Genomic DNA, 21,423 nt, shown 5'->3' on the forward strand with positions numbered 1-21,423 from the left:
TTTTTAGACGTAATAAACCATCTGTTTACTTGATGAATAGATGGTTTGTCGATTAAAATAGCAGTTTAACTCTATTACGTTTTTATTACGTGATAAACGCTTTTATTTGCTATGCTATTAATGAAAAAATCTTTTTAAATGAATTTTCTTTCCATCAAGAAAAGCAAGATTTCTATTTTGTTTTTCGGACTATCTATTTTTACTATTTTAGGTGTTTCACCTTATTTTTTTGGACCAGGCCTTACGCAACCGGAATCTGTAGGGACATTTTTAAATGGAAATTTTCCAGATGTAACGGCGTCTGCGAATCCATATCAACCAGCGTTTCCAAATCTTACATTTAATTCGCCTTTAACATTTACTACGGTTCCAAATAGTAACATGTTGATTGTTGGTCAGCAAAATGGTGAAATTTATTCGTTTGAGAATGATAATACAGTCACAACAAAAAACCTCGTCGCAGATTTATCCAACGAAGTTGGAGTGGTTTGGGATGGTGGATTTTTAGGCTTAGAAATTCATCCTGAATTTGGTACACCAGGTAAAAATTATTTTTATACTTACTATACGTCCAAAGATGAAAATGGTAATGATAATCCAGATTATTTCGAGACTGGTTTTGGTTGTTACCAAGAGGATTATTGGGGCGGTTTTCTTTACTTAAGACGGTATGAAGTCAATCCAACTACTCTTACAGTTGTCCCAGGAACAGAACTAACGATGATTAAGATGAGAATGTTTGGCAGTAGTCATCGTGGAGGAGCCTTAGAGTTTGGTGATGATGGGTTTTTATACCTAACGACAGGAGAGCAGTCTGCTTTTACAAAGCCACAAAATATTACAACTAACTTAGATGGAGGTGTTTTACGTTTAGATGTTAATGAAGACCCAACAAAAAGTCATGATCCTATTAGAACCTTAAATAATGAAAATGGGTACTGGGATATACCAAATGAAGGAGGTAATTTATATGCTGATGAAATTTCGGGTGTAGGTTATGGTATTCCAAATGATAATCCATTCTTAAGTCCTTTAGGTGATAATTTTGAAGAATATTACAGCATAGGGCATAGGAATCCTCATAGAATGAGCAAAGATGCACTAACCGGTATTATGTACATAGGAGAAGTTGGTGCTGGCACACATGAAGAAGTTAATGTACTTAGCGCAGGTAAGAATTACGGATGGCCTGTTTATGAAGGTAATGTTGCAGGACCTGGTGCAAATTGTGGTGGAGTAGATGCTGGCATGTATAATAATATGTCTAATGAAGGTCCTTTAGTTGCCTTTCCGCGTGCTGAAGCTAATGCCTTAATGGGTGGATTTGTATATAGAGGAACAGATATGCCAGAATATTATGGTAAATATATATGTGCAGATTACGGAATAGGTGAAGAAATTTGGGCTGTTGATATAAACACAGGAGCTTATGAACTTATTACAGAATTTTCACCAACAAACATTATATCTTTTGGAGAGGATAATCAAGGTGAACTTTATTTATTAAGTCAAGGTAATAATGTTTCGCTATATAAAATGACTCAAGTCATTGGATCTCCACTTGATAATGTACCTGAATTACTTTCTGAGACAGGAGCATTTCAAGATTTAACAACCTTAACTCCAAGTTCTGGAGTGTTACCATACGAGTTGGTGGAATCATTTTGGTCAGACGGAGCAGAGAAAAAGCGATGGATGGTAATACCTAATGATGGTACTCATGATACTCCAGAGGAGAAAATTAGTTTTTCTGAAGATGGAGATTGGGAGTTTCCAGTTGGTTCAGTACTTATAAAACATTTTGAATTGCCCATAGATGATGCAAACCCTAATGTAACAAAACGCTTAGAAACGAGGTTTTCAATTAAGGCGAGTACAGGTGATTTTTATTTTTTAACCTATAAGTGGAATAGTGCAGGAACAGAAGCTGTTTTATTAGATTCTGGGGTATCTGAGGATATTGCGATTGCGACAACGAGCGGATCATCAAGATATCAAACATGGACTTATCCAGGCACACAAGATTGTATTGCTTGTCATAATCCTGCGACCAATGGATCAATAGGGCCTAGGACTCGATTTTTAAATTCAAATATCACCTACCCACAAACAGAAACTAATGCCAATCAATTGGTGACTTTAAGTCATTTAGGTATTTTAGATGAATCCATTGATGATAATACCGTTTTAGCATACCAAACTCATAAGGCTATAGATGATCCTAATGCTAGTTTAGATGAAAGAGCAAGATCTTATTTAGATAACAACTGTGCTTATTGTCATAGACCTGGAGGCACAGGTGAAAGAGCTCAATTTGATTTAAGATTATCTAATTCTTTAGTAGATACAGGTCTTATGTATGCAGGAACTAATGAACCTGTAGACGGTTTAGATAGAATAGTTATTGCAGGTGATGCAGAAAATTCGATACTTTTTCATAGAATTGAAAGTGTTGATCAAACAGTTGAGATGCCTCCTATCGCTAAAAATGTAGCAGATCAGGCAGGAGTAGATCTTATTGAAGAATGGATTAACCAACTAGATCCTAATTATGAGGATCCTACAATTGATGCTTGTACATATACAATTACAAATGTAGGAAGTGGACTGGTAATGGATATAGCTGGTGTGTCTCAAGCTAATGGTGCCAATGTGCAACAATGGACTTTTATAGCTGGTGGAAATCAATTAAATCAACAGTTCATCGTAGAACCCGATGGGAACGGATATTATACTATTAAAGCAGTTCATAGTGATAAATTCTTAGACGTTCAAGGTGCAGGACAAGCTTCAGGAACTAATGTGATTCAATATCAAGGGAATGGGACAGATGCCCAATTATATTCATTTGAATTTCTTGGAAATAATCAATATGCCATAAAAAGTAAAACAAATAACCTTTATTTAGGTATAGAGAATGGTTCACTTAACAATGGTGGAAGTATTAAGACTTATGCAGATGATGGTTCTGATTTTTTTAAATGGACATTTACAGCGTTTGAAATCCCAGTAACAGGAGTAACTATATTAGAAGAAACGGCAATAGTTGCTACAGGAGGTAACCTTACTTTAACAGCTTCTGTCTTACCTAGTGGTGCTTGCGATCAAAATTTAATATGGTCTTCTAGTGACGAAACAATTGCTTTAGTGGATGAAACAGGATATGTAACAGGAGTAGCTGAAGGTGTAGCTACTATAACCGCAACTACTGTTGAAGGCGGTTTTACAGATTCTACTCTTATAGAAGTTTATGATAATGTTCCGATTAGCACCTCTGTTTTTACGATTACTAATGTAGGAAGTAGTTTAGTAATGGATGTTGCAAATGGATCTCAAGCTAATACTACAGATATTGTTCAGAAGCCAGGTACTTTAAGTGATAATCAGAAATTTATAGTTGCACCTGATGGAAATGGTTATTATACGATAAAACCCGTACATAGTAATAAAAATGTAGACGTTCAAGGTGCGGGACAAGCTGATGGCACTAATCTAATACAACACGAGGAGAACGGTACAGATGCGCAATTGTTTTCAATTATATACCTTGGTAACGATATGTATGCTATACAGAGCAAAGTTAATAATCTTTATGTTGGAATAGAGAACAATTCATTGGTTGATGGAGCTAGTATTAAAACTTATGCTAATGATGGTTCTGATTTTTTTAAATGGGGACTTACAGATTTAAGTACAACTTATACATTTGATGGTAATAATGGTTGGTTGCCAAGTGACCCTAACGGGACTGCTACAATATATGATGAAATTATAGTTGAATCTGGTAATGCTATAATATCTTCGAATACGACATCTGATATTATAAACGTTAATCCAGGGGCTGCACTTACAATAAACAATGGCGTAACTTTAACAACAAATACAACCACTTTAAATTCAACTTCACAAACGTATGCTAGTTTAATAGTTGACGGTATAATTGAAGGAACCGTAAAATATGAGCGCTATGTTAACGCTAACTCTGGTGGAAATGACCTTATTTCACCACCATTATCTGGCGAAACATGGGAAGACTTTTTATTGTCAGATAATAATGCCGCAGATATTTTAAATGACGGAAACAATAATCCAAGAACCTATTTATTTGGACCTTTTGATAAAACAGCAGATAGTTATCTATTGTATACCGATGCTGATATAACAACTTTAGAAAGTGGTACAGGTTATAGAGCAGGTACGGTTGCAGGAACTAATTTAACTTTTACAGGAGAAGTCCCAACAACAGAAGTTACAGTAGATATTAGAAATACTGGAGCGACTTACCCAGATTGGAATTTAATAGGAAACCCATATCCGTCTTATTTAGATATGGAATTATTTTTAAATTATGTTTTAGATAATGGAACGAATCCTGTAACAACGAACTTAAGTATATTAGAAGATATCTCTGGTATATATGGTTATGATGGAGATGCATCTGATGGTTGGTCGGTTATTACATTGGCTAATGCATCAGAAAAATTAATGACACCAGGCCAAGGTTTCTTTGTGGCAGCCAATGCCACATATCAAGATACTTACGATATTACTTTTGATCCATCTATGCGAGCAACGGGTACAGATGATGATTTTATAGCGGGTCGTAGTGTTAATGTCTTAACCTTTTTAAAGCTTAATGCGAGTACAGCTACTAACAGTTATGGTACTGAGTTTTATTTTAATGCGAATGCAAGTCGAGGTATAGACCCTGGATACGATGGTAAAATATTAGGAAATGTTGCACCAAACTTTGCAATTTATTCACATCTAGTAGAAGGTGATGCAGAGCTTCCCATAGCATTACAAGCGCTAAATCCGTCAGATTTAACAAATACAATAATTCCATTGGGTGTTAATTCAAATCAAGGAGAGCAACTTACATTTAGTATCAACGAAAGTTCTTTGCCTAATGATGTTAACGTATATTTAGAAGACAATGTAGCTCATACGGTTACTTTATTAAATTCTGGTGATTACACGTTAACGCCAAACATGGATTTAAATGGAACAGGTCGCTTCTATCTTCGTTTATCATCGTCTGTGTTATCATTAGAAGACAATGATTTCAATTCATTACAGATTTTTAGCACAACTAATCCAAAATCAATAGTGATTAAAGGAGTGCTTAATGCTGCCACAGAAGTTAATCTTTATGATATTCATGGTCGTGTAGTGTTAAAAAAATCTATAAATCACTTAAACTTAGTAAATACTATTGATGTTTCGAGAATAGGAACTGGAGTATATTTTGTTAAAGTGTTTAATGATAGTCAAGTTAAAACACAAAAGCTTATTATTAGATAGGTCTTAATAAATCAATATTAAAAAGCTGCCTTTATTAAAGGTAGCTTTTTTTTTATCTTATTATTAAGTATCTAAGATGCTCTAAAATCTTTAAAAGCGATAATATTTTTAAGGTTATAACACCTTATTTCATAGGTCATTATCAATGCTGTAAATCGATTTTACGGTTCAAAAGAAGTATAGACGCCTGATAAACAGGTAGTTTGTCGGTTAAAAGCACCGTTTGTCTTGCTGAAAGGCAAGTTTTAATTTTTAGTGATTAATTTGTATTGCTATTAATTAACTCTTCAAACAATGAATCTTAAAATTAAAAAAAACAAGATTTCCTTGGGGCTTATAGGGATTTCAATTGTTGCCATTATAGGTATGGCTCCGTATTTTTTTGGACCAGGATTAACTCAACCTGAAGCGGTTGGGGCATTTTTAAACGGAAGTTTTCCAGATGTAACAGCATCTTCAAATCCGTATCAACCTGTTTTTTCAAATATGACATTTAACTCGCCGCTAACATTTACTGCAGTTCCCAATAGTGATAAATTGGTAGTAGGTCAGCAAAACGGTGAAATTTATTGGTTTGAGAATGACAATACTGTTCCCACAAAAAACCTTTTAGCCGATCTATCAAATGACGTTGGAGTAGTTTGGGATGGTGGATTTTTAGGTTTAGAAATACACCCTGAATTTGGTACACCAGGTAAAAATTATTTTTACATGTACTACACTTCTAAAGATGAGAATGGTAATGATTATCCGAATGCTTTTGTAAGTGGTTTTGGTTGTTATCAAGAAGATTATTGGGGAGGATTTCTGTATTTAAAACGATTTGAAGTCGACCCAATAACATTTACACTTGATTTAAGTTCAGAATTAACCATGCTTAAACTAAGGATGTTTAGTTCTACTCATCGAGGTGGAGCCTTAGAGTTTGGTGATGATGGGTTTTTGTACTTATCTACAGGTGAACAATCTGCTTATAGTAAATCACAAAATATAACGACCAATTTAGATGGTGGTGTTTTACGTATAGATGTGGATCAAGACCCAACCAAAAGTCATGATCCAATTAGAACATTAGATACTGGCCGTTTTGCTGATGAAATTTCTGGTGTAGGCTATGGTATTCCAAATGATAATCCATTTTTAAGTCCTACAGGTTTAAACTTTGAAGAATATTATACCATTGGTAACAGAAATCCACATAGAATGACTAAAGATGCATTAACTGGTACAATGTATATTGGAGAAATTGGTGAGGGTACGCACGAGGAGATTAATGTAGTTAGTAAAGGTAAGAATTATGGATGGCCAGTTTACGAAGGTAATGTCGCCGGACCTAGACCAAATTGTCCGGGGCCAGATAGCGGTATGTATAACAATATGCCACACGAAGCTCCTTTAGTTGCTTTTCCACGTTCGGAAGCTAATGCTTTAATGGGAGGTTATGTGTATCGAGGCACAAATATGCCAGAATTTTATGGCATGTATATCTGCGCAGACTATGGGTTAGGTAAAGAAATTTGGGCTGTTGACACTACAACAGGTGTATTCAACCTTATAACAAATTTCGCACCTGTGGCACCACATGAAAATACTAATATTATATCTTTTGGAGAAGATAACCAAGGGGAACTCTATTTGTTAACCCAAGGAAATAATGTGCCTTTATATAAATTAACTCAGGTAAATGAGTCACCATTTGATGACGTGCCTCAGCTACTCTCAGAAACAGGTGCATTTCAAGACTTAACGACATTAACACCAAATTCTGGGGTTTTACCATATGACTTAGTAGAATCATTTTGGTCCGACGGAGCAGAGAAACAGCGATGGATGGTAATACCTAATGATGGATCACATGATACTCCACAAGAAAAAATTAGTTTTTCAGAAGATGGCGATTGGGAGTTTCCAATTGGTTCAGTTCTTATAAAACATTTTGAATTGCCAATAGATGATGCAAACCCTAATATTACAAAGCGTTTAGAAACTCGATTTTCGGTTAAAGCAAGTTCAGGTAGTTTTTATTTTTTAACCTATAAGTGGAATAGTGCAGGCACAGATGCTGTTTTATTAGATTCTGGTTTGGACGAAAATATTGAGATCACCACAACGAGTGGCTCTTCAAGATATCAAACCTGGTCATATCCAAGTACGCAAGACTGTATTGCTTGTCATAATCCTGCGACTAAAGGAACATTAGGGCCACGAACTAGGAATTTAAATTCTAATTTCACGTATCCTCAAACTTCAATTAATGCTAATCAATTAGTGACCTTAAGCCATTTAGGAATCCTAGACGAAATCATTGATGATAATACTGTATTAGGATATCAGACGCATAAAGCTATAGATGATCCTAATGCTAGTTTAGATGAAAGAGCAAGATCTTATCTAGATAATAATTGTGCTTATTGTCATAGACCTGGTGGATCAGGAGATAGAGCACAATTTGATTTAAGATTATCTAACACTTTAGTGGAAACAGGTCTTATGTACGCAGGAACAAATTCACCTGTTGATGGTTTGGATAAAATAGTAATTGCAGGTGATGCTGATAATTCTATACTTTTTCATAGAATGGAAAGCGTAGATCAAACTGTAGCAATGCCTCCTATTGCTAAAAACGTAGTAGATCAACCAGGTGTAGATCTTATTGAAGAATGGATAAACCAACTAGATCCTAATTTTGAAAACCCTACAATAGAAGCTTGTACTTATATTGTGACAAATGTAGCTACAGGATTGGTAATGGATATTGAAGCTGTGTCTCAAGCGAATTCAGCAGATGTTCATCAATGGCAATATGTAGGAGGTGCAAATCAGCAATTTGTTGTAGAACCAGATGGAAATAATTACCATACGTTTAAAGCAGTTCATAGTGATAAATTTATAGATGTAGCAGGGCAAGGACAAGCCCCAGGAACGAATCTAATACAGTACGAAGGGAATGGTACTGATGCGCAGTTGTTTTCTTTAGATTATTTAGGAAATAATGAGTATGCTATAAAAAGTAAAGCAAATGATCTTTACCTTGGTATAGAGAACAACTCAACAGTAAATGGTGGTAGCATTAAGACCTACGAGTATAATGGCTCTGATTTTTTTAAATGGACATTTACAAAGTTAATTCCTGTAACTGGGATAACAGTATTAGAGGAGTCAGAAACACTTCTTGAAGGAGAAAACATTACTTTAGTTGCTACTGTATTGCCTGAAACTGCTTGTGATCAAAACGTGGTATGGTCTTCAAGTGACGAGACTGTTGCTACAGTAGATGCTGTTGGGAATGTAACAGGAATTGCGGGAGGTGTTGCTACAATTACTGGAACAACTTCTGAAGGTGGATTTACAGACTCTTCCGAGATCACAGTGCTACCGTACGATTGTAATGGTGTAATAATAGATCACACCGACCCTGTAGGTACAGGTACTATTCTTGCAAGAGCTGAAATTAATGAAGCAGAAAACAGATTTAAGGCTTTTGATAATAAAAAAACAGAGACTGATTTTAGTAAGTGGTTAGATGATGGTGGAAATCCAACTGTAGCTAACCCAAGTTATATCTCAATTGAATTTAATGACCCGAAATGGGTGAATAGATTAATTATTACAAGTGCTAATGACGAGCCAAATAGAGATCCAGAAGATTTTAAATTATTAGGATCCAATGGTGGAAACTATACAGAAATAAATAGTTGGACAGGAGTACAGTTCCCTAATAGATATCAGTCTATTGAATTTGTGTTTGCCAATGAAACGGCTTATGATACGTATCGATTAGAAATCACAAAAAACGGTGGTGATCCTGAAGGCATGACGCAATTAGCAGAGATAGAGTTAATTGGCTGTAGCGCAATACCTGGCATTACTTACACCTTTAATAATGGTATCTGGTCACCAAGTGATCCTAATGGAGTAGCTAACGTAAATGATGAGATTATTGTTGAGGCTGGTAATGCTGTTTTATCAGCTAATATGATATGCAATTCGCTAACAGTAAATCCAGGAGCCGCGCTTACCATAGATAATGGTGTAACATTAACAACGAATACAGCAACTTTAAATTCCACATCGCAATTGTACTCTAGTTTAATTAATGATGGTACCATCGTAGGAACCGTAAAATATGAGCGATATGTTAACGCTAACTCTGGTGGAAATGACCTTATTTCACCACCATTATCTGGCGAAACATGGGAAGACTTTTTATTGTCAGATAATAATGCCGCAGATATTTTAAATGACGGAAACAATAATCCAAGAACCTATTTATTTGGACCTTTTGATAAAACAGCAGATAGTTATCTAATGTATAGTGATGCTGATATAACAACTTTAGAAAGTGGTACAGGTTATAGAGCAGGTACGGTTGCAGGAACTAATTTAACCTTTACAGGAGATGTCCCAACAACAGAAGTTACAGTAGATATTAGAAATACTGGAGCGACTTACCCAGATTGGAATTTAATAGGAAACCCATATCCGTCTTATTTAGATATGGAATTATTTTTAAATCATGTTTTAGATAATGGAACGAATCCTGTAACAACGAACTTAAGTATATTAGAAGATATCTCTGGTATATATGGTTATGATGGGGATGCATCTGATGGTTGGTCGGTGATTACATTGGCTAATGCATCAGAAAAATTAATGACACCAGGCCAAGGTTTCTTTGTGGCAGCCAATGCCACATATCAAGATACTTACGATATTACTTTTGATCCATCAATGCGAGCAACAGGTTCAGATGATGATTTTATAGCAGGCCGTAGTGCTAATGTCTTAACCTTTTTAAAGCTTAATGCGAGTACAGCTACTAACAGTTATGGTACTGAGTTTTATTTTAATGCGAATGCAAGTCGAGGTATAGACCCTGGATACGATGGTAAAATATTAGGAAATGTTGCACCAAACTTTGCAATTTACTCACATCTAGTAGAAGGTGATGCAGAGCTTCCCATAGCATTACAAGCGCTAAATCCGTCAGATTTAACAAATACAATAATTCCATTGGGTGTTAATTCAAATCAAGGAGAGCAACTTACATTTAGTATAGACGAAAGTACTTTGCCTAATGATGTTAACGTATATTTAGAAGACAATGTAGCTCATACGGTTACTTTATTAAATTCTGGTGATTACACGTTAACGCCAAACATGGATTTAAATGGAACAGGTCGCTTCTATCTTCGTTTTTCAAATTCGGTGTTATCCATAATAGATAATGAACTAAATAGTTTACAGATTTTTAGCACAACCAATCCAAAATCAATAGTGATTAAAGGAGTGCTTAATACTGCTACAACTATTAATTTATATGATATTCATGGTCGATTAGTGTTAAATCAATCCATAAATCACCTCAATGACACAAACACTATTGATGTTTCAAGAGTTGGAACAGGAGTATATTTTGTAAAGGTATTTAATGATCATCAAATGAAAACACAAAAACTTATCATTAGGTAAGCTATAATAGCTGTATCATACTATCGAAAAGCTGTCTTTTTAAAAAGGGCAGCTTTTTTTATTTGTGAGGGTTAATTAAAGTGAGACGACAACGCTAGGCTGAATTTACATCTAGTGTACAAACACCGTTTAATACATCTCAACAGCTTCAAAAGAAAATTAATCTAAAAAATCGGAAATCATAAATCGTAATTCGTAAATCCTTACTATTTTTGCGCATGCAACACAACAAAGTCCTAATATTAGATTTCGGATCGCAATACACACAGCTTATTGCGCGCAGAGTTAGAGAGTTAAACATCTATTGCGAAATACATCCTTACAACAAAATTCCTTCAGACTCAGATAGCTTTAAAGCTGTTATTTTATCTGGTAGTCCAAACTCGGTAAGAGGAGAAGCAGTGCTTCACCCTGACTTAGATAGCATTAGAGGAAAAAAACCAATGCTAGCCGTTTGTTACGGAGCTCAATATTTAGCGCATTTTTCAGGAGGTGAAGTTGCGGAATCCAATACAAGAGAATACGGTAGAGCGAATTTAAGCTTTGTAAAATCTGACGAAGAATTCTTAGAAAATATACACGCAGGCAGCCAAGTTTGGATGAGCCATAGTGATACCATCAAACAATTACCAACAGGAGGTGTACTTTTAGCAAGTACCAATGATGTTGAAAATGCCGCCTATAAAATTGAGGGAGAACAAACATACGCCATTCAATTTCATCCTGAAGTTTACCACAGTACAGATGGACATCAGCTTTTAAATAACTTTTTAATTAAAATTGCTAAGGTTGAACAAGATTGGACACCACAATCTTTTGTTCAAGAAACCGTTGATAGTCTTAAGGAACAGTTAGGAAACGATAAGGTTGTTTTAGGGTTATCAGGAGGAGTAGATTCTTCGGTAGCAGCCATGTTATTGCATAAAGCAATTGGAAAAAACCTCTATTGTATTTTTGTAAATAACGGTTTATTACGTAAAAATGAATTTGAAGATGTTCTGCACCAATACGAAGGTATGGGACTAAATGTTAAAGGAGTTGATGCTTCGGCACGCTTTTTGGATGCTTTAGCAGGACTGAGTGATCCAGAGCTTAAAAGAAAAGCAATAGGTCGTGTGTTTATTGAAGTTTTTGATGATGAAGCACATTTAATACAGGACGTAAAATGGTTAGCTCAAGGCACTATTTATCCAGATGTGATAGAAAGTGTTTCTGCGACAGGTGGTCCAAGTGCAACGATAAAAAGTCATCATAATGTTGGTGGATTACCAGATTTCATGAAGCTTAAAGTGGTAGAGCCGCTTAAAGCTTTATTTAAAGATGAAGTTAGACGAGTTGGTGCGTCTATGAATATGGATAAACAACTATTAGGGCGTCATCCATTTCCTGGGCCAGGATTGGCAATTCGGATTCTTGGAGATCTAACCGCAGAAAAAGTGCGTATATTACAAGAGGTAGATGCTATTTTTATTAATAACCTACGGTCTTGGAATTTGTACGATAAAGTATGGCAAGCAGGAGCTATGTTGCTACCAGTAAATAGTGTTGGAGTCATGGGAGATGAACGTACTTATGAAAAATGTGTAGCTTTAAGAGCTGTAGAAAGTACAGATGGAATGACGGCAGATTGGGTAAATTTACCCTATGAGTTTCTGCAAAAAACGTCAAACGAAATTATAAATAAAGTAAAAGGTGTAAATAGAGTTGTCTATGATATTAGCTCAAAACCACCTGCTACTATTGAGTGGGAATAAATAAAGGACTAAGTGCAAGTTGAATTTGAAGCGTAGTTTGAAGTAAAATAGAATACATGAAAAATATCTTAACCATAATTTTAATTGCTTTTACAATAGGGCTTAGTGCCCAAGGTTATATTGAACATACTGTTAAACCAGGTGAAACAATTGAAAGTATAGCTAAAGGCTATTTAGTAACCGTAGATGATATTTTTGCGTTAAACCCTGATGCCAAACGTAAGTTTCAACCTAATACAGTCTTAATCATTCCAAACTCTAAAGTTAAAAACGACGCTATTGTAGAAGATAGTAGAGAATTAGTTGGCTATAAAAACCATAGGGTAAAACGAAAAGAAACCTTATACGGATTGTCTCAAGAATACGGTGTTTCTGAAGAGGAGATTAAAAAGGCAAACCGCTCGTTGTACTCTGAAAACCTTAAAAAAGGGGATAGAATTAGAATTCCTCGTTTTAGAACAATTGTTTCGCAACAAACTTTAACAAATACAGTTAAAAAATATACGGTTCAACCTAAAGAAGGAAAGTGGAGAATTGCCTATAAATTCGGAATTACTGTTGCAGATTTAGAAGCATTAAATCCATTTATGAATGAAACAATTCAACCAGGAGATGAGCTAAACGTACCTAATATTAACGATAAAGAAGAAAAACAAGTAGAAGCAACTTCTGGTTATTATGAAGTTTTGCCAAAAGAAGGTTTTTTTAGATTAAAAGTAAAGTTGAATTTAACCAAAGCGGAGTTAGAAGCACTAAATCCTGAGTTGAAGGAAACAGGTTTAAAAGCTGGAATGATTTTAAAAGTGCCAGCAGGAGTTGCACCTACAGAAGAATTAGAAACTGTTGAGAGCACTAATTTAAAAAGTAACTTAACTAATTTTAAGACTAAAAAAATAGCCTTAATGATGCCGTATCGTCTCGACAGAATTGATGTCGATGCTGTAGACGAAACAAAAGAGATGATAAAAGATAATCGATTATTATCTACAGTATTAGACTTTCATGTCGGAGTTAAGATGGCCTTAGATTCTGCAAAGCAATTAGGGATTTCTACAGATTTAAAGGTTTTTGATACACGCTATCATATTTCGAAAACAGCAGAAATATTAGCAGAGAATGATTTCTCTGATTATGATGCAGTGATTGGACCCATGGAAGAAAATAGTTTTAATCGTGTTGCAATGACATTAAAAGCAGATAATGTGCCCGTAATTGCAGCAATGAGTAAACCAAAACAAGTTTACACTAATGTGTTTCAGACCTTACCAGACGAAAAGTTGTTAAGTAAAGTGATGACAGATTTTGTGAAAGCAGATAGTTTAAAAACTAAAGTGGTTATCATTTCAGATCATGCACATAAAACAAGTAGTGAAGCTTTGCAAAAGGTATTTCCTAACTCTAAATTGATTTTAACGCAAAAAGATAAAAAAGATAAATCAAAAGATGGGTACTTTATTTACCATGCTAATTTAAAGAATGTATTTTCTGAAGGTAGAACATTTGTGTTTCTAGAAACAGATAATTCGTCTTTAGCGTCGAGTGTAGTTAGTATGTTAAATGCTTTAGCGGTAAATAAAACTGAAATTATTTTAGCAACATTAAACAAAGGAAAGGCGTTTGATAAGGATGTAGATAACAATAATTTATCAAACCTCAAATTTCATTACCCTTCAGTACATAAAGACTTTGATGGAACAAGATCTAATGGTTTTGTTGAGACCTACAGAAAAGAATATGGAATAGCACCAAGTAAATATGTAGCACGCGGCTTTGATATTACTTTAGACCTTTTAATGCGTTTGGCTACTGCTGATAATTTATATGACGCTTCAATAAACACTATACAAACGGAATACATAGAAAATAAATTTAGATATAATAAAATTCCATTTGGTGGCTATATTAATGAAGCTGTTTATATTGTAAAATACGATGACCTTAAAATTGTGAAGGCAGATTAATATCTTTTAATCGACCATTAATAGTTATTTCCTAGCCTTATATCGCATTTAGTATCCTAATATTGAAAAAGATATTATTTTTAATTCGAAATAATAACGCTTGAAAAATTTACTTATAATTATAACCCTACTTTTTCTTGGAGTACCTTCCAATGAAGAAGCCTCCGTGACTTGGAATGAAACCACCAAGCTTACATGGTCCGATTTTAAAGCATCTCCTGATTTAAAGTCAGGTGCTGTTGCAGTTACGGCTTCAGGGATTACTTTTGGATATTCTGTAAAAACGTCTGATGAAAGAATTGTTGACTTTTCTACAACTGTTCAAGCCCATTTTTACCCTAACAAATCTTGGTATGTAAAAGAAAAAGGAAATGCATACATTTTAGCGCACGAGCAGTTGCATTTTGACATTACAGAACTATACGCACGTAAGTTTAGAGCGCAAATAACCAAGTTAATTGTTAACCAGAATGTAAAAGAACAGATGAAGAGGTTGCACGCTACAATTAATGAAGCCGTAAATGAAACTCAAAAACGCTACGATGAGCAAACCAAGCATTCTATGAATAGAGAAATGCAAAAACAATGGGAAGTAACAATTCAGAATGAACTTAGTAAATATGAAGATTTCAAGTCATTGTAGTTTAACTATGTTTCTCAATTTAATGATGTCTTTTCCGATCCACAATCCTCTTTTTATTGATACTAAAATTCACTTAAAATGGAATTAGACGGCACAGTTTTAATTGAGTTAGCCCATTACAAAATGCCATTTGGCAAATACAAAAACCAATACCTAATCGATATTCCAGAATATTACTATATCTGGTATCAGCAAAAAGGATTTCCTGATGGAAAACTTGGACGTATGATGGCTCAGATGTGCGAAATAAAAATTAATGGATTAGAAGAGTTAATTTATACGATCCGAAGGGATTTTAGAAAGTAGGTTTAATAGTTTAAACAATGTCTCTCGGAGTATAAGTGCTTTATATCTTTGGTTAAATAATATGAGTTACTAACGCTACCAGGCAAACGAGGTATACGCTTCAGATATAAAATCTATACTATAAATTTAAAAACGACGTCATCATTTTTTGAAGAGCTAAAGGTGTTTGTTTGTAATGATATGTATATCAATAGGTAAGACTGTCTTTTTTAAATTTTCATCCATAGAAATAATAACATATTAACAAACCATAAACAAATACAAAATAACCCATTAAATTTTGTAATTTTGCCTGCGTTTAAAAGCGTATCATGACTACAAACCCTAAATATATTTTTGTAACTGGAGGCGTGTCTTCTTCTCTCGGGAAAGGCATTATAGCTGCATCTTTAGCAAAACTCCTACAAGCACAAGGTTACAGAGCAACCATTCAAAAATTAGATCCATATATTAATATCGATCCAGGTACTTTAAATCCTTACGAGCATGGAGAATGCTATGTTACGGACGATGGTGCAGAAACCGATTTAGACTTAGGACATTACGAGCGTTTTTTAAACGTTCCAACATCACAAGCTAATAACGTTACAACAGGTAGAATATACCAAAGTGTTATTAATAAAGAAAGACGTGGTGAGTTTTTAGGGAAAACAGTTCAAGTTATCCCTCACATTACTGACGAAATCAAACGAAGAATCCAAATTTTAGGTAACTCTGGTGAGTATGATATTGTTATTACTGAAATCGGAGGAACTGTAGGAGATATTGAATCTTTACCATACATTGAAGCTGTAAGACAGTTGGAGTGGGATCTAGGTGAGCATAATACCTGTGTAATCCATCTAACATTAGTACCATTTTTATCTGCTGCTGGAGAATTAAAAACAAAGCCAACGCAACACAGTGTAAAAACCTTGATGGAAAGTGGAGTGCAAGCAGACATTTTGGTGTGTAGAACAGAGCATAAACTTAACGATAGTATAAAAACAAAATTAGCGCGTTTTTGTAATGTGAAAAAGGAAGCGGTAATTGAATCTATTGATGCTTCTACTATATACGATGTACCAAATTTAATGCTAGAAGAAGGTTTAGATAAAGTGGTTTTAAATCAGTTGCAACTAAAAAATGATGTGCCAGATTTAAAACGATGGAATGAATTTTTAGACCGTTTAAATCATCCTAAAAGTGAAGTTACTATAGGTTTAATTGGTAAATATGTAGAGCTTCAAGATTCTTATAAATCGATTCTAGAATCCTTTATACATGCTGGTGCAGAGAATGAAGTAAAAGTAAATGTAGAACCAATTCATTCTGAATATTTATCAGAAAATAATATCGAATTTAAGTTCGGTCATTTAGATGGCGTTTTAGTAGCTCCAGGTTTTGGTGAACGTGGTATTGAAGGTAAAATTGATGCCGTTCGTTTTGTCAGGGAAAATAATATTCCGTTTTTAGGAATTTGCTTAGGAATGCAAATGGCAGTTATAGAATATGCCAGAAATGTACTTAACCTTAAAGATGCGAATTCTGTAGAAATGGATGAGCGCACTCCAAATCCTGTTATTAATTTAATGGAATCGCAAAAAGGGGTCGTAAACAAAGGAGGAACAATGCGATTAGGAACTTGGGATTGTAATCTTGAAAAAGATAGCATTGCCTATAAAGTTTATAATTCAGAAACGATTACTGAAAGACATAGACACCGTTTTGAGTTTAATAACGATTATAAGGCTCAATTTGAAGATGCCGGTATGAAAGCTACAGGTCATAACCCTGAAACAGGTTTAGTAGAAATTGTAGAAATACCTAAGAACGATTGGTTTGTTGGTGTACAATACCATCCGGAATATAAGAGCACAGTGAAAAATCCGCATCCTTTATTTGTTGCGTTTGTAGCTGCTGCCTTAAAATATAAAAACAAAAGAAAGAAAAAATAACTATGCCACTTTGGCGAAAATAAAAATTTGGACAGTTTTTTGGATTGTTCAATCGTTACCATATAAGACCTGTCAAGATGAATATACATGACAGGTCTAAAACTGAAAATTAACCATGGAAGAAAAGAAATTCGACGTTAAATCTATTATAGGCTTTGTCCTCATTTTTGGTATTTTGTTATACATAATGTATCAAAATCAACCAAGCCCAGAAGAGCTTGAAGCACAAAAACTAGCAGAACAAGAGCAGGTTGAAGCTGAGAAAGCAGACAGTAAACAAAATGAGAGTTTAGTTACAACATCGTCAGACTATACAACTAATACTCAGGTTTTAGATTCTACACAAAAAGTTGCTCTTCAAAATAAAGTAGGTTCTTTTGCTTATGCATTAACCTTGCCATCTGCTACAAACGATCAAACTACAGTTGAAACTGATGTTTTTGAACTTAAGTTTAACAATAAAGGTGGTCACTTAGCCGAAGTGAAATTAAGAAACTTTGTCGATTATGATTCTGTACCAATTTATATGGTAAAGGATGATAATAGTGCCTTTAATATCAAATTTGGAACCTCTGATAATAGAACGTTAAATACACAAGATTTTCCGTTTGAACCTTCTGTTTCTCAAAGTGGTGAGAATACAGTTGTGTCCATGAAACTTAAAGTTTCTGAAACAGCGTTTTTAGAATACCGTTACGAGTTAAAACCTGACGATTATATGATTGATTTTTCAATTAAATCTCAAGGTTTAAGTGGTGTATTTAATACATCGCAACCAATTGAGTTAGATTGGAAACAAAAAAGTATTCGACATTCTAAAAGTATCAGTTACGAAAACCGCTATACAAGGTTAACGTATATGTATGATGATGGCAAGGTTGATAAGTTATCGCAAGCAAGTGATGACGACGAAATTGCTGATGACGTAGAATGGTTATCTTACAGACAACACTTTTTTAGTTCTATTTTAGTGGCTAATAATAGTCCGTTTAAAAAAGTAGAATTAACATCATTAGATTTAGTAGAAGATGAAGAAATAGATACGCTATATACTAAATTATACACATCAAAAATGCCTTTAGCCTTTAATGGTGGAGAAATAAGCGAAAACTTAGGGCTGTATTATGGACCAACAGATAACGCCACATTAAAAGATTACGATAAAGGACTAGAGGAAAGTATTCCTTTTGGTTGGGGAATTTTTGGATGGATAAATAAAGTGTTATTCATTCCATTGTTTGGGTTCTTAAGTGGTTTCTTACCTTACGGATTTGCTATTATTGTAATGACTATTTTGGTGAAAATTGTATTGTCTTTTGTACAGTATAAGCAGTTCTTGTCTCAGGCAAAGATGAAAATCTTAAAGCCAGAATTAGATGCTGTAAGAGAAAAGTATAAAGACAATAAGTTAAAAGCACAGCAAGAAACGATGGCTATTCAAAGCCGAGCAGGAGCAAGTCCATTAAGTGGTTGTTTACCAGGTTTAATGCAAATCCCTGTGTTTTATGCCTTATTTATGTTTTTCCCAACAGCTTTTGAGCTAAGACAAAAAGGATTCCTTTGGGCAGACGATTTAAGTTCTTATGATTCTATTTACGACATACCTTTCCATATTCCATTGTACGGAGATCACGTTGCATTATTCCCAATTTTAGCGGCAATAGCAATTTTCTTTTATATGAAAATGACAACTGGTCAGCAAATGGCAACACAGCCAACGCAAGAAGGAATGCCAGATATGGCAAAAATGATGAAGTACATGATTTACTTCTCACCAATTTTAATGTTGGTATTCTTCAACAACTATGCGTCAGGATTAAGTTTGTATTACTTTATATCTAACTTAATTAGTATTGGTATTATGTTAGTGATTAAAAACTACATTATTGATGAAGATAAAGTATTGGCTAAAATTGAGGTCAATAAAAAGAAGCCTAAGAAGCAAAACAAATTTCAGAAGAAAATGGCTGAAATGATGGAGCAAGCTGAAGCACAAAAACAAGCGCAGCAAAAAGGCAAGAAGAAATAAATGATCTTCACTTAATTAATTGATAAAGAAACTATAGCCTCAACATTTTTGTTGAGGCTATTTTTATATAATGATATTTAATTACTCTTGAAGCTATTAACGAAGCTTACATTTTTAAAACGACGACTAATGGCTATGTTTAGGAATACTGTTAGGAGAATAAAAGCCCAAACGTTTTACTGTTTGAGCCTTTACCTAACTAATCAATCAACCTAATATTAATGAGGTGGTATCCCTCTGTTTGTTTTTATTGCATTGGTAAAAGTACTTTATCAATAACATGAACTACGCCATTAATAGACTGTATATCTACTAAACTTGTAACAATATTACTAACACGTGCGTTTGGATCTGTTAACGTAAATGCTGAATTATCAGCAGTAATATCTCCACCTAAAGTTGCTACAGTTCCGTTTGGCAAACTACTAGACTGAACATTTCCACTTACAATATGATAGGTTAAAACAGCATCAACAGTTGCTGGATCTAAATCACCAAGCGATGTGTTTCCAGAAGGGTCTAATTCTAGTAATAAATCTGCAAACGCATCGTTAGATGGTGCAAATACTGTAAACGGTCCAGCTGAAGAGTCAGATACTGTAGAAATATATGGCACTGTTGGTGTACCAGAATCAGCTAATTGTAATGCAGCTACTAAATTAGATAAAGCCGGATTTGTTGTCGCAAAAGTGGCGATAGTTGGTAGTCCAATCACTTCGTCAACAATATGCACAACACCGTTGCTAGCAACGTTATCTGCATTTGTAACAGTTGAAGACCCGTTTAACATAACTCCAGTAGACGTTGTAAAGTATAAACTTAAATTCGCTTGGTTTGGACCTGTTGCTGCTGTATTGGTATAACCAGAACCAGCATTAACCAAATCTGTAGAGCTTGTAACCGAACCAATAATGACATGGTTCAAAAGAATATTCTTTACTAAGGCTTCTTCAGCTGTAGATAAATTTTCTAAATCTAAACCAGTGTCAGTTAATAGTTGTGTGAATGCATCGTTTGAAGGTGCAAAAACGGTAAATGGTCCATCACCTTGTAAAGTAGATGTTAAATCAGTGGCCTCTAAAGCAGCTGCTAAAGATGTTAAATTGTTAGCTAGAGCTACATCCACAACGGTTGTCCGTGTTGGAGTAATTGTGTCGTCATCATCACTACAAGCAGTAGTTCCTATCACTAATAGAAATACTGAAAGTAATTTGAAGGTTTTTAAAATAATTTTCATTGTTTTGAGTTTTTATATTGTTCAACATTCAAACCTCGACTGGTTTGTTTAACAAAATTACAAAATGATTAAACAAAAGATTTGTATAATTTTTACTTTAACACTATTTTTAACATCTACCTATGCGCAAAATCCAGTAAATCAGTTCGATAAAGATGGACTACGACATGGTTTTTGGACTAAGAACTATCACAAAACCAATGAGATACGTTACGAAGGGGTGTTTAATCATGGTAAAGAAATCGACTCCTTTAAATTTTACACCTTGTCTGGCGGAAAAAGTGTTTTAAGTGCTATAAAAGTGTTTAATGAGAAGGACAGTATTGCAGATGTGACATTTTTGGCTTCAACAAAGAAAGTGATTAGTGAAGGTAAAATGAATGGCAAACGCTTTATTGGTAAATGGACGTTTTATCATAAGAATTCTGATATCAAAATGATTGAAGAAAACTATAATAACGAAGGTTTACTTGAAGGCGAACGCTTTGTATATTTCAAAAATGGAACGATTGCAGAAAGTGCCTATTATAAAAATGGAGTCTTAGATGGTGAATCTAAATGGTTTTCTGAGAAAGGTGTTTTGTTAAGGCACACACATTATAAAGAAGGTGAACTCGATGGTAAAACCATTAATTACGATGCACTTGGAAACATTACGTCAGAAGGAAACTATAGTAATAGTCAGAAAACAGGTGTTTGGAACTATTACAAGGATGGTGAACTAACAAAAGAAATAAACCATACGACACAAGAAATTATTTCAAAAAAGGAATAGTTTTA

10 protein-coding genes are annotated in these 21,423 nt (G+C 34.4%); 9 read left to right on the plus strand and 1 reads right to left on the minus strand.

Annotated features, from left to right (window positions below; translation table 11 throughout):
* Positions 1-138: 138 nt before the first annotated feature.
* The 8 genes from K1X16_RS06755 to yidC all read left to right on the plus strand — a co-directional run bounded on the left by K1X16_RS06755 (position 139) and on the right by yidC (position 19,406).
* Positions 139-5,304, plus strand: coding sequence for an RICIN domain-containing protein (locus K1X16_RS06755; RefSeq protein WP_225035516.1), 5,166 nt, complete (start codon positions 139-141; stop codon positions 5,302-5,304).
* A 294-nt stretch (positions 5,305-5,598) separates the two neighbouring features.
* The gene (locus K1X16_RS06760; protein WP_225035517.1) at positions 5,599-10,776 is read left to right on the plus strand and encodes a PQQ-dependent sugar dehydrogenase; all 5,178 of its coding nucleotides are present in this window, start codon (positions 5,599-5,601) and stop codon (positions 10,774-10,776) included.
* A 218-nt stretch (positions 10,777-10,994) separates the two neighbouring features.
* On the plus strand, positions 10,995-12,530 hold the full coding sequence (gene guaA, locus K1X16_RS06765; protein WP_195872190.1) for a glutamine-hydrolyzing GMP synthase: 1,536 nt from the start codon (positions 10,995-10,997) through the stop codon (positions 12,528-12,530).
* 56 nt (positions 12,531-12,586) lie between these two features.
* Positions 12,587-14,491, plus strand: a complete 1,905-nt coding sequence (locus tag K1X16_RS06770) for a LysM peptidoglycan-binding domain-containing protein (RefSeq protein ID WP_225035518.1) — start codon at positions 12,587-12,589, stop codon at positions 14,489-14,491.
* A 100-nt stretch (positions 14,492-14,591) separates the two neighbouring features.
* Positions 14,592-15,134 (plus strand): DUF922 domain-containing protein, encoded by a 543-nt coding sequence (locus K1X16_RS06775; RefSeq protein WP_225035519.1) that lies wholly within the window; start codon positions 14,592-14,594, stop codon positions 15,132-15,134.
* 78 nt (positions 15,135-15,212) lie between these two features.
* A complete protein-coding gene (locus K1X16_RS06780) occupies positions 15,213-15,440 on the plus strand; it encodes a DUF3820 family protein (protein ID WP_178984662.1) in 228 nt (75 codons plus the stop codon).
* Between the two features lie 311 nt (positions 15,441-15,751).
* On the plus strand, positions 15,752-17,377 hold the full coding sequence (locus tag K1X16_RS06785; RefSeq protein ID WP_225035520.1) for a CTP synthase: 1,626 nt from the start codon (positions 15,752-15,754) through the stop codon (positions 17,375-17,377).
* A 115-nt stretch (positions 17,378-17,492) separates the two neighbouring features.
* Positions 17,493-19,406 carry a membrane protein insertase YidC gene (gene yidC / locus K1X16_RS06790; RefSeq protein ID WP_225035521.1) on the plus strand — a complete coding sequence of 638 codons (1,914 nt, stop codon included), beginning with the start codon at positions 17,493-17,495 and terminating at the stop codon, positions 19,404-19,406.
* A 247-nt stretch (positions 19,407-19,653) separates the two neighbouring features.
* On the opposite strand, the gene K1X16_RS06795 is transcribed toward yidC, so the two are convergent.
* Positions 19,654-20,643 carry a fasciclin domain-containing protein gene (locus K1X16_RS06795; protein WP_225035522.1) on the minus strand — a complete coding sequence of 330 codons (990 nt, stop codon included), beginning with the start codon at positions 20,641-20,643 and terminating at the stop codon, positions 19,654-19,656.
* A gap of 64 nt (positions 20,644-20,707) precedes the next feature.
* Here K1X16_RS06795 and K1X16_RS06800 point away from each other — a divergent pair, with 64 nt between their 5' ends.
* Complete coding sequence (locus K1X16_RS06800) at positions 20,708-21,418, plus strand: toxin-antitoxin system YwqK family antitoxin (protein WP_225035523.1); 711 nt, start codon at positions 20,708-20,710, stop codon at positions 21,416-21,418.
* The last annotated feature ends 5 nt before the right edge of the window (positions 21,419-21,423 follow it).

The sequence above is a fragment of the Winogradskyella sp. SM1960 genome, assembly GCF_020179375.1.
GTDB lineage: Bacteria > Bacteroidota > Bacteroidia > Flavobacteriales > Flavobacteriaceae > Winogradskyella > Winogradskyella marina.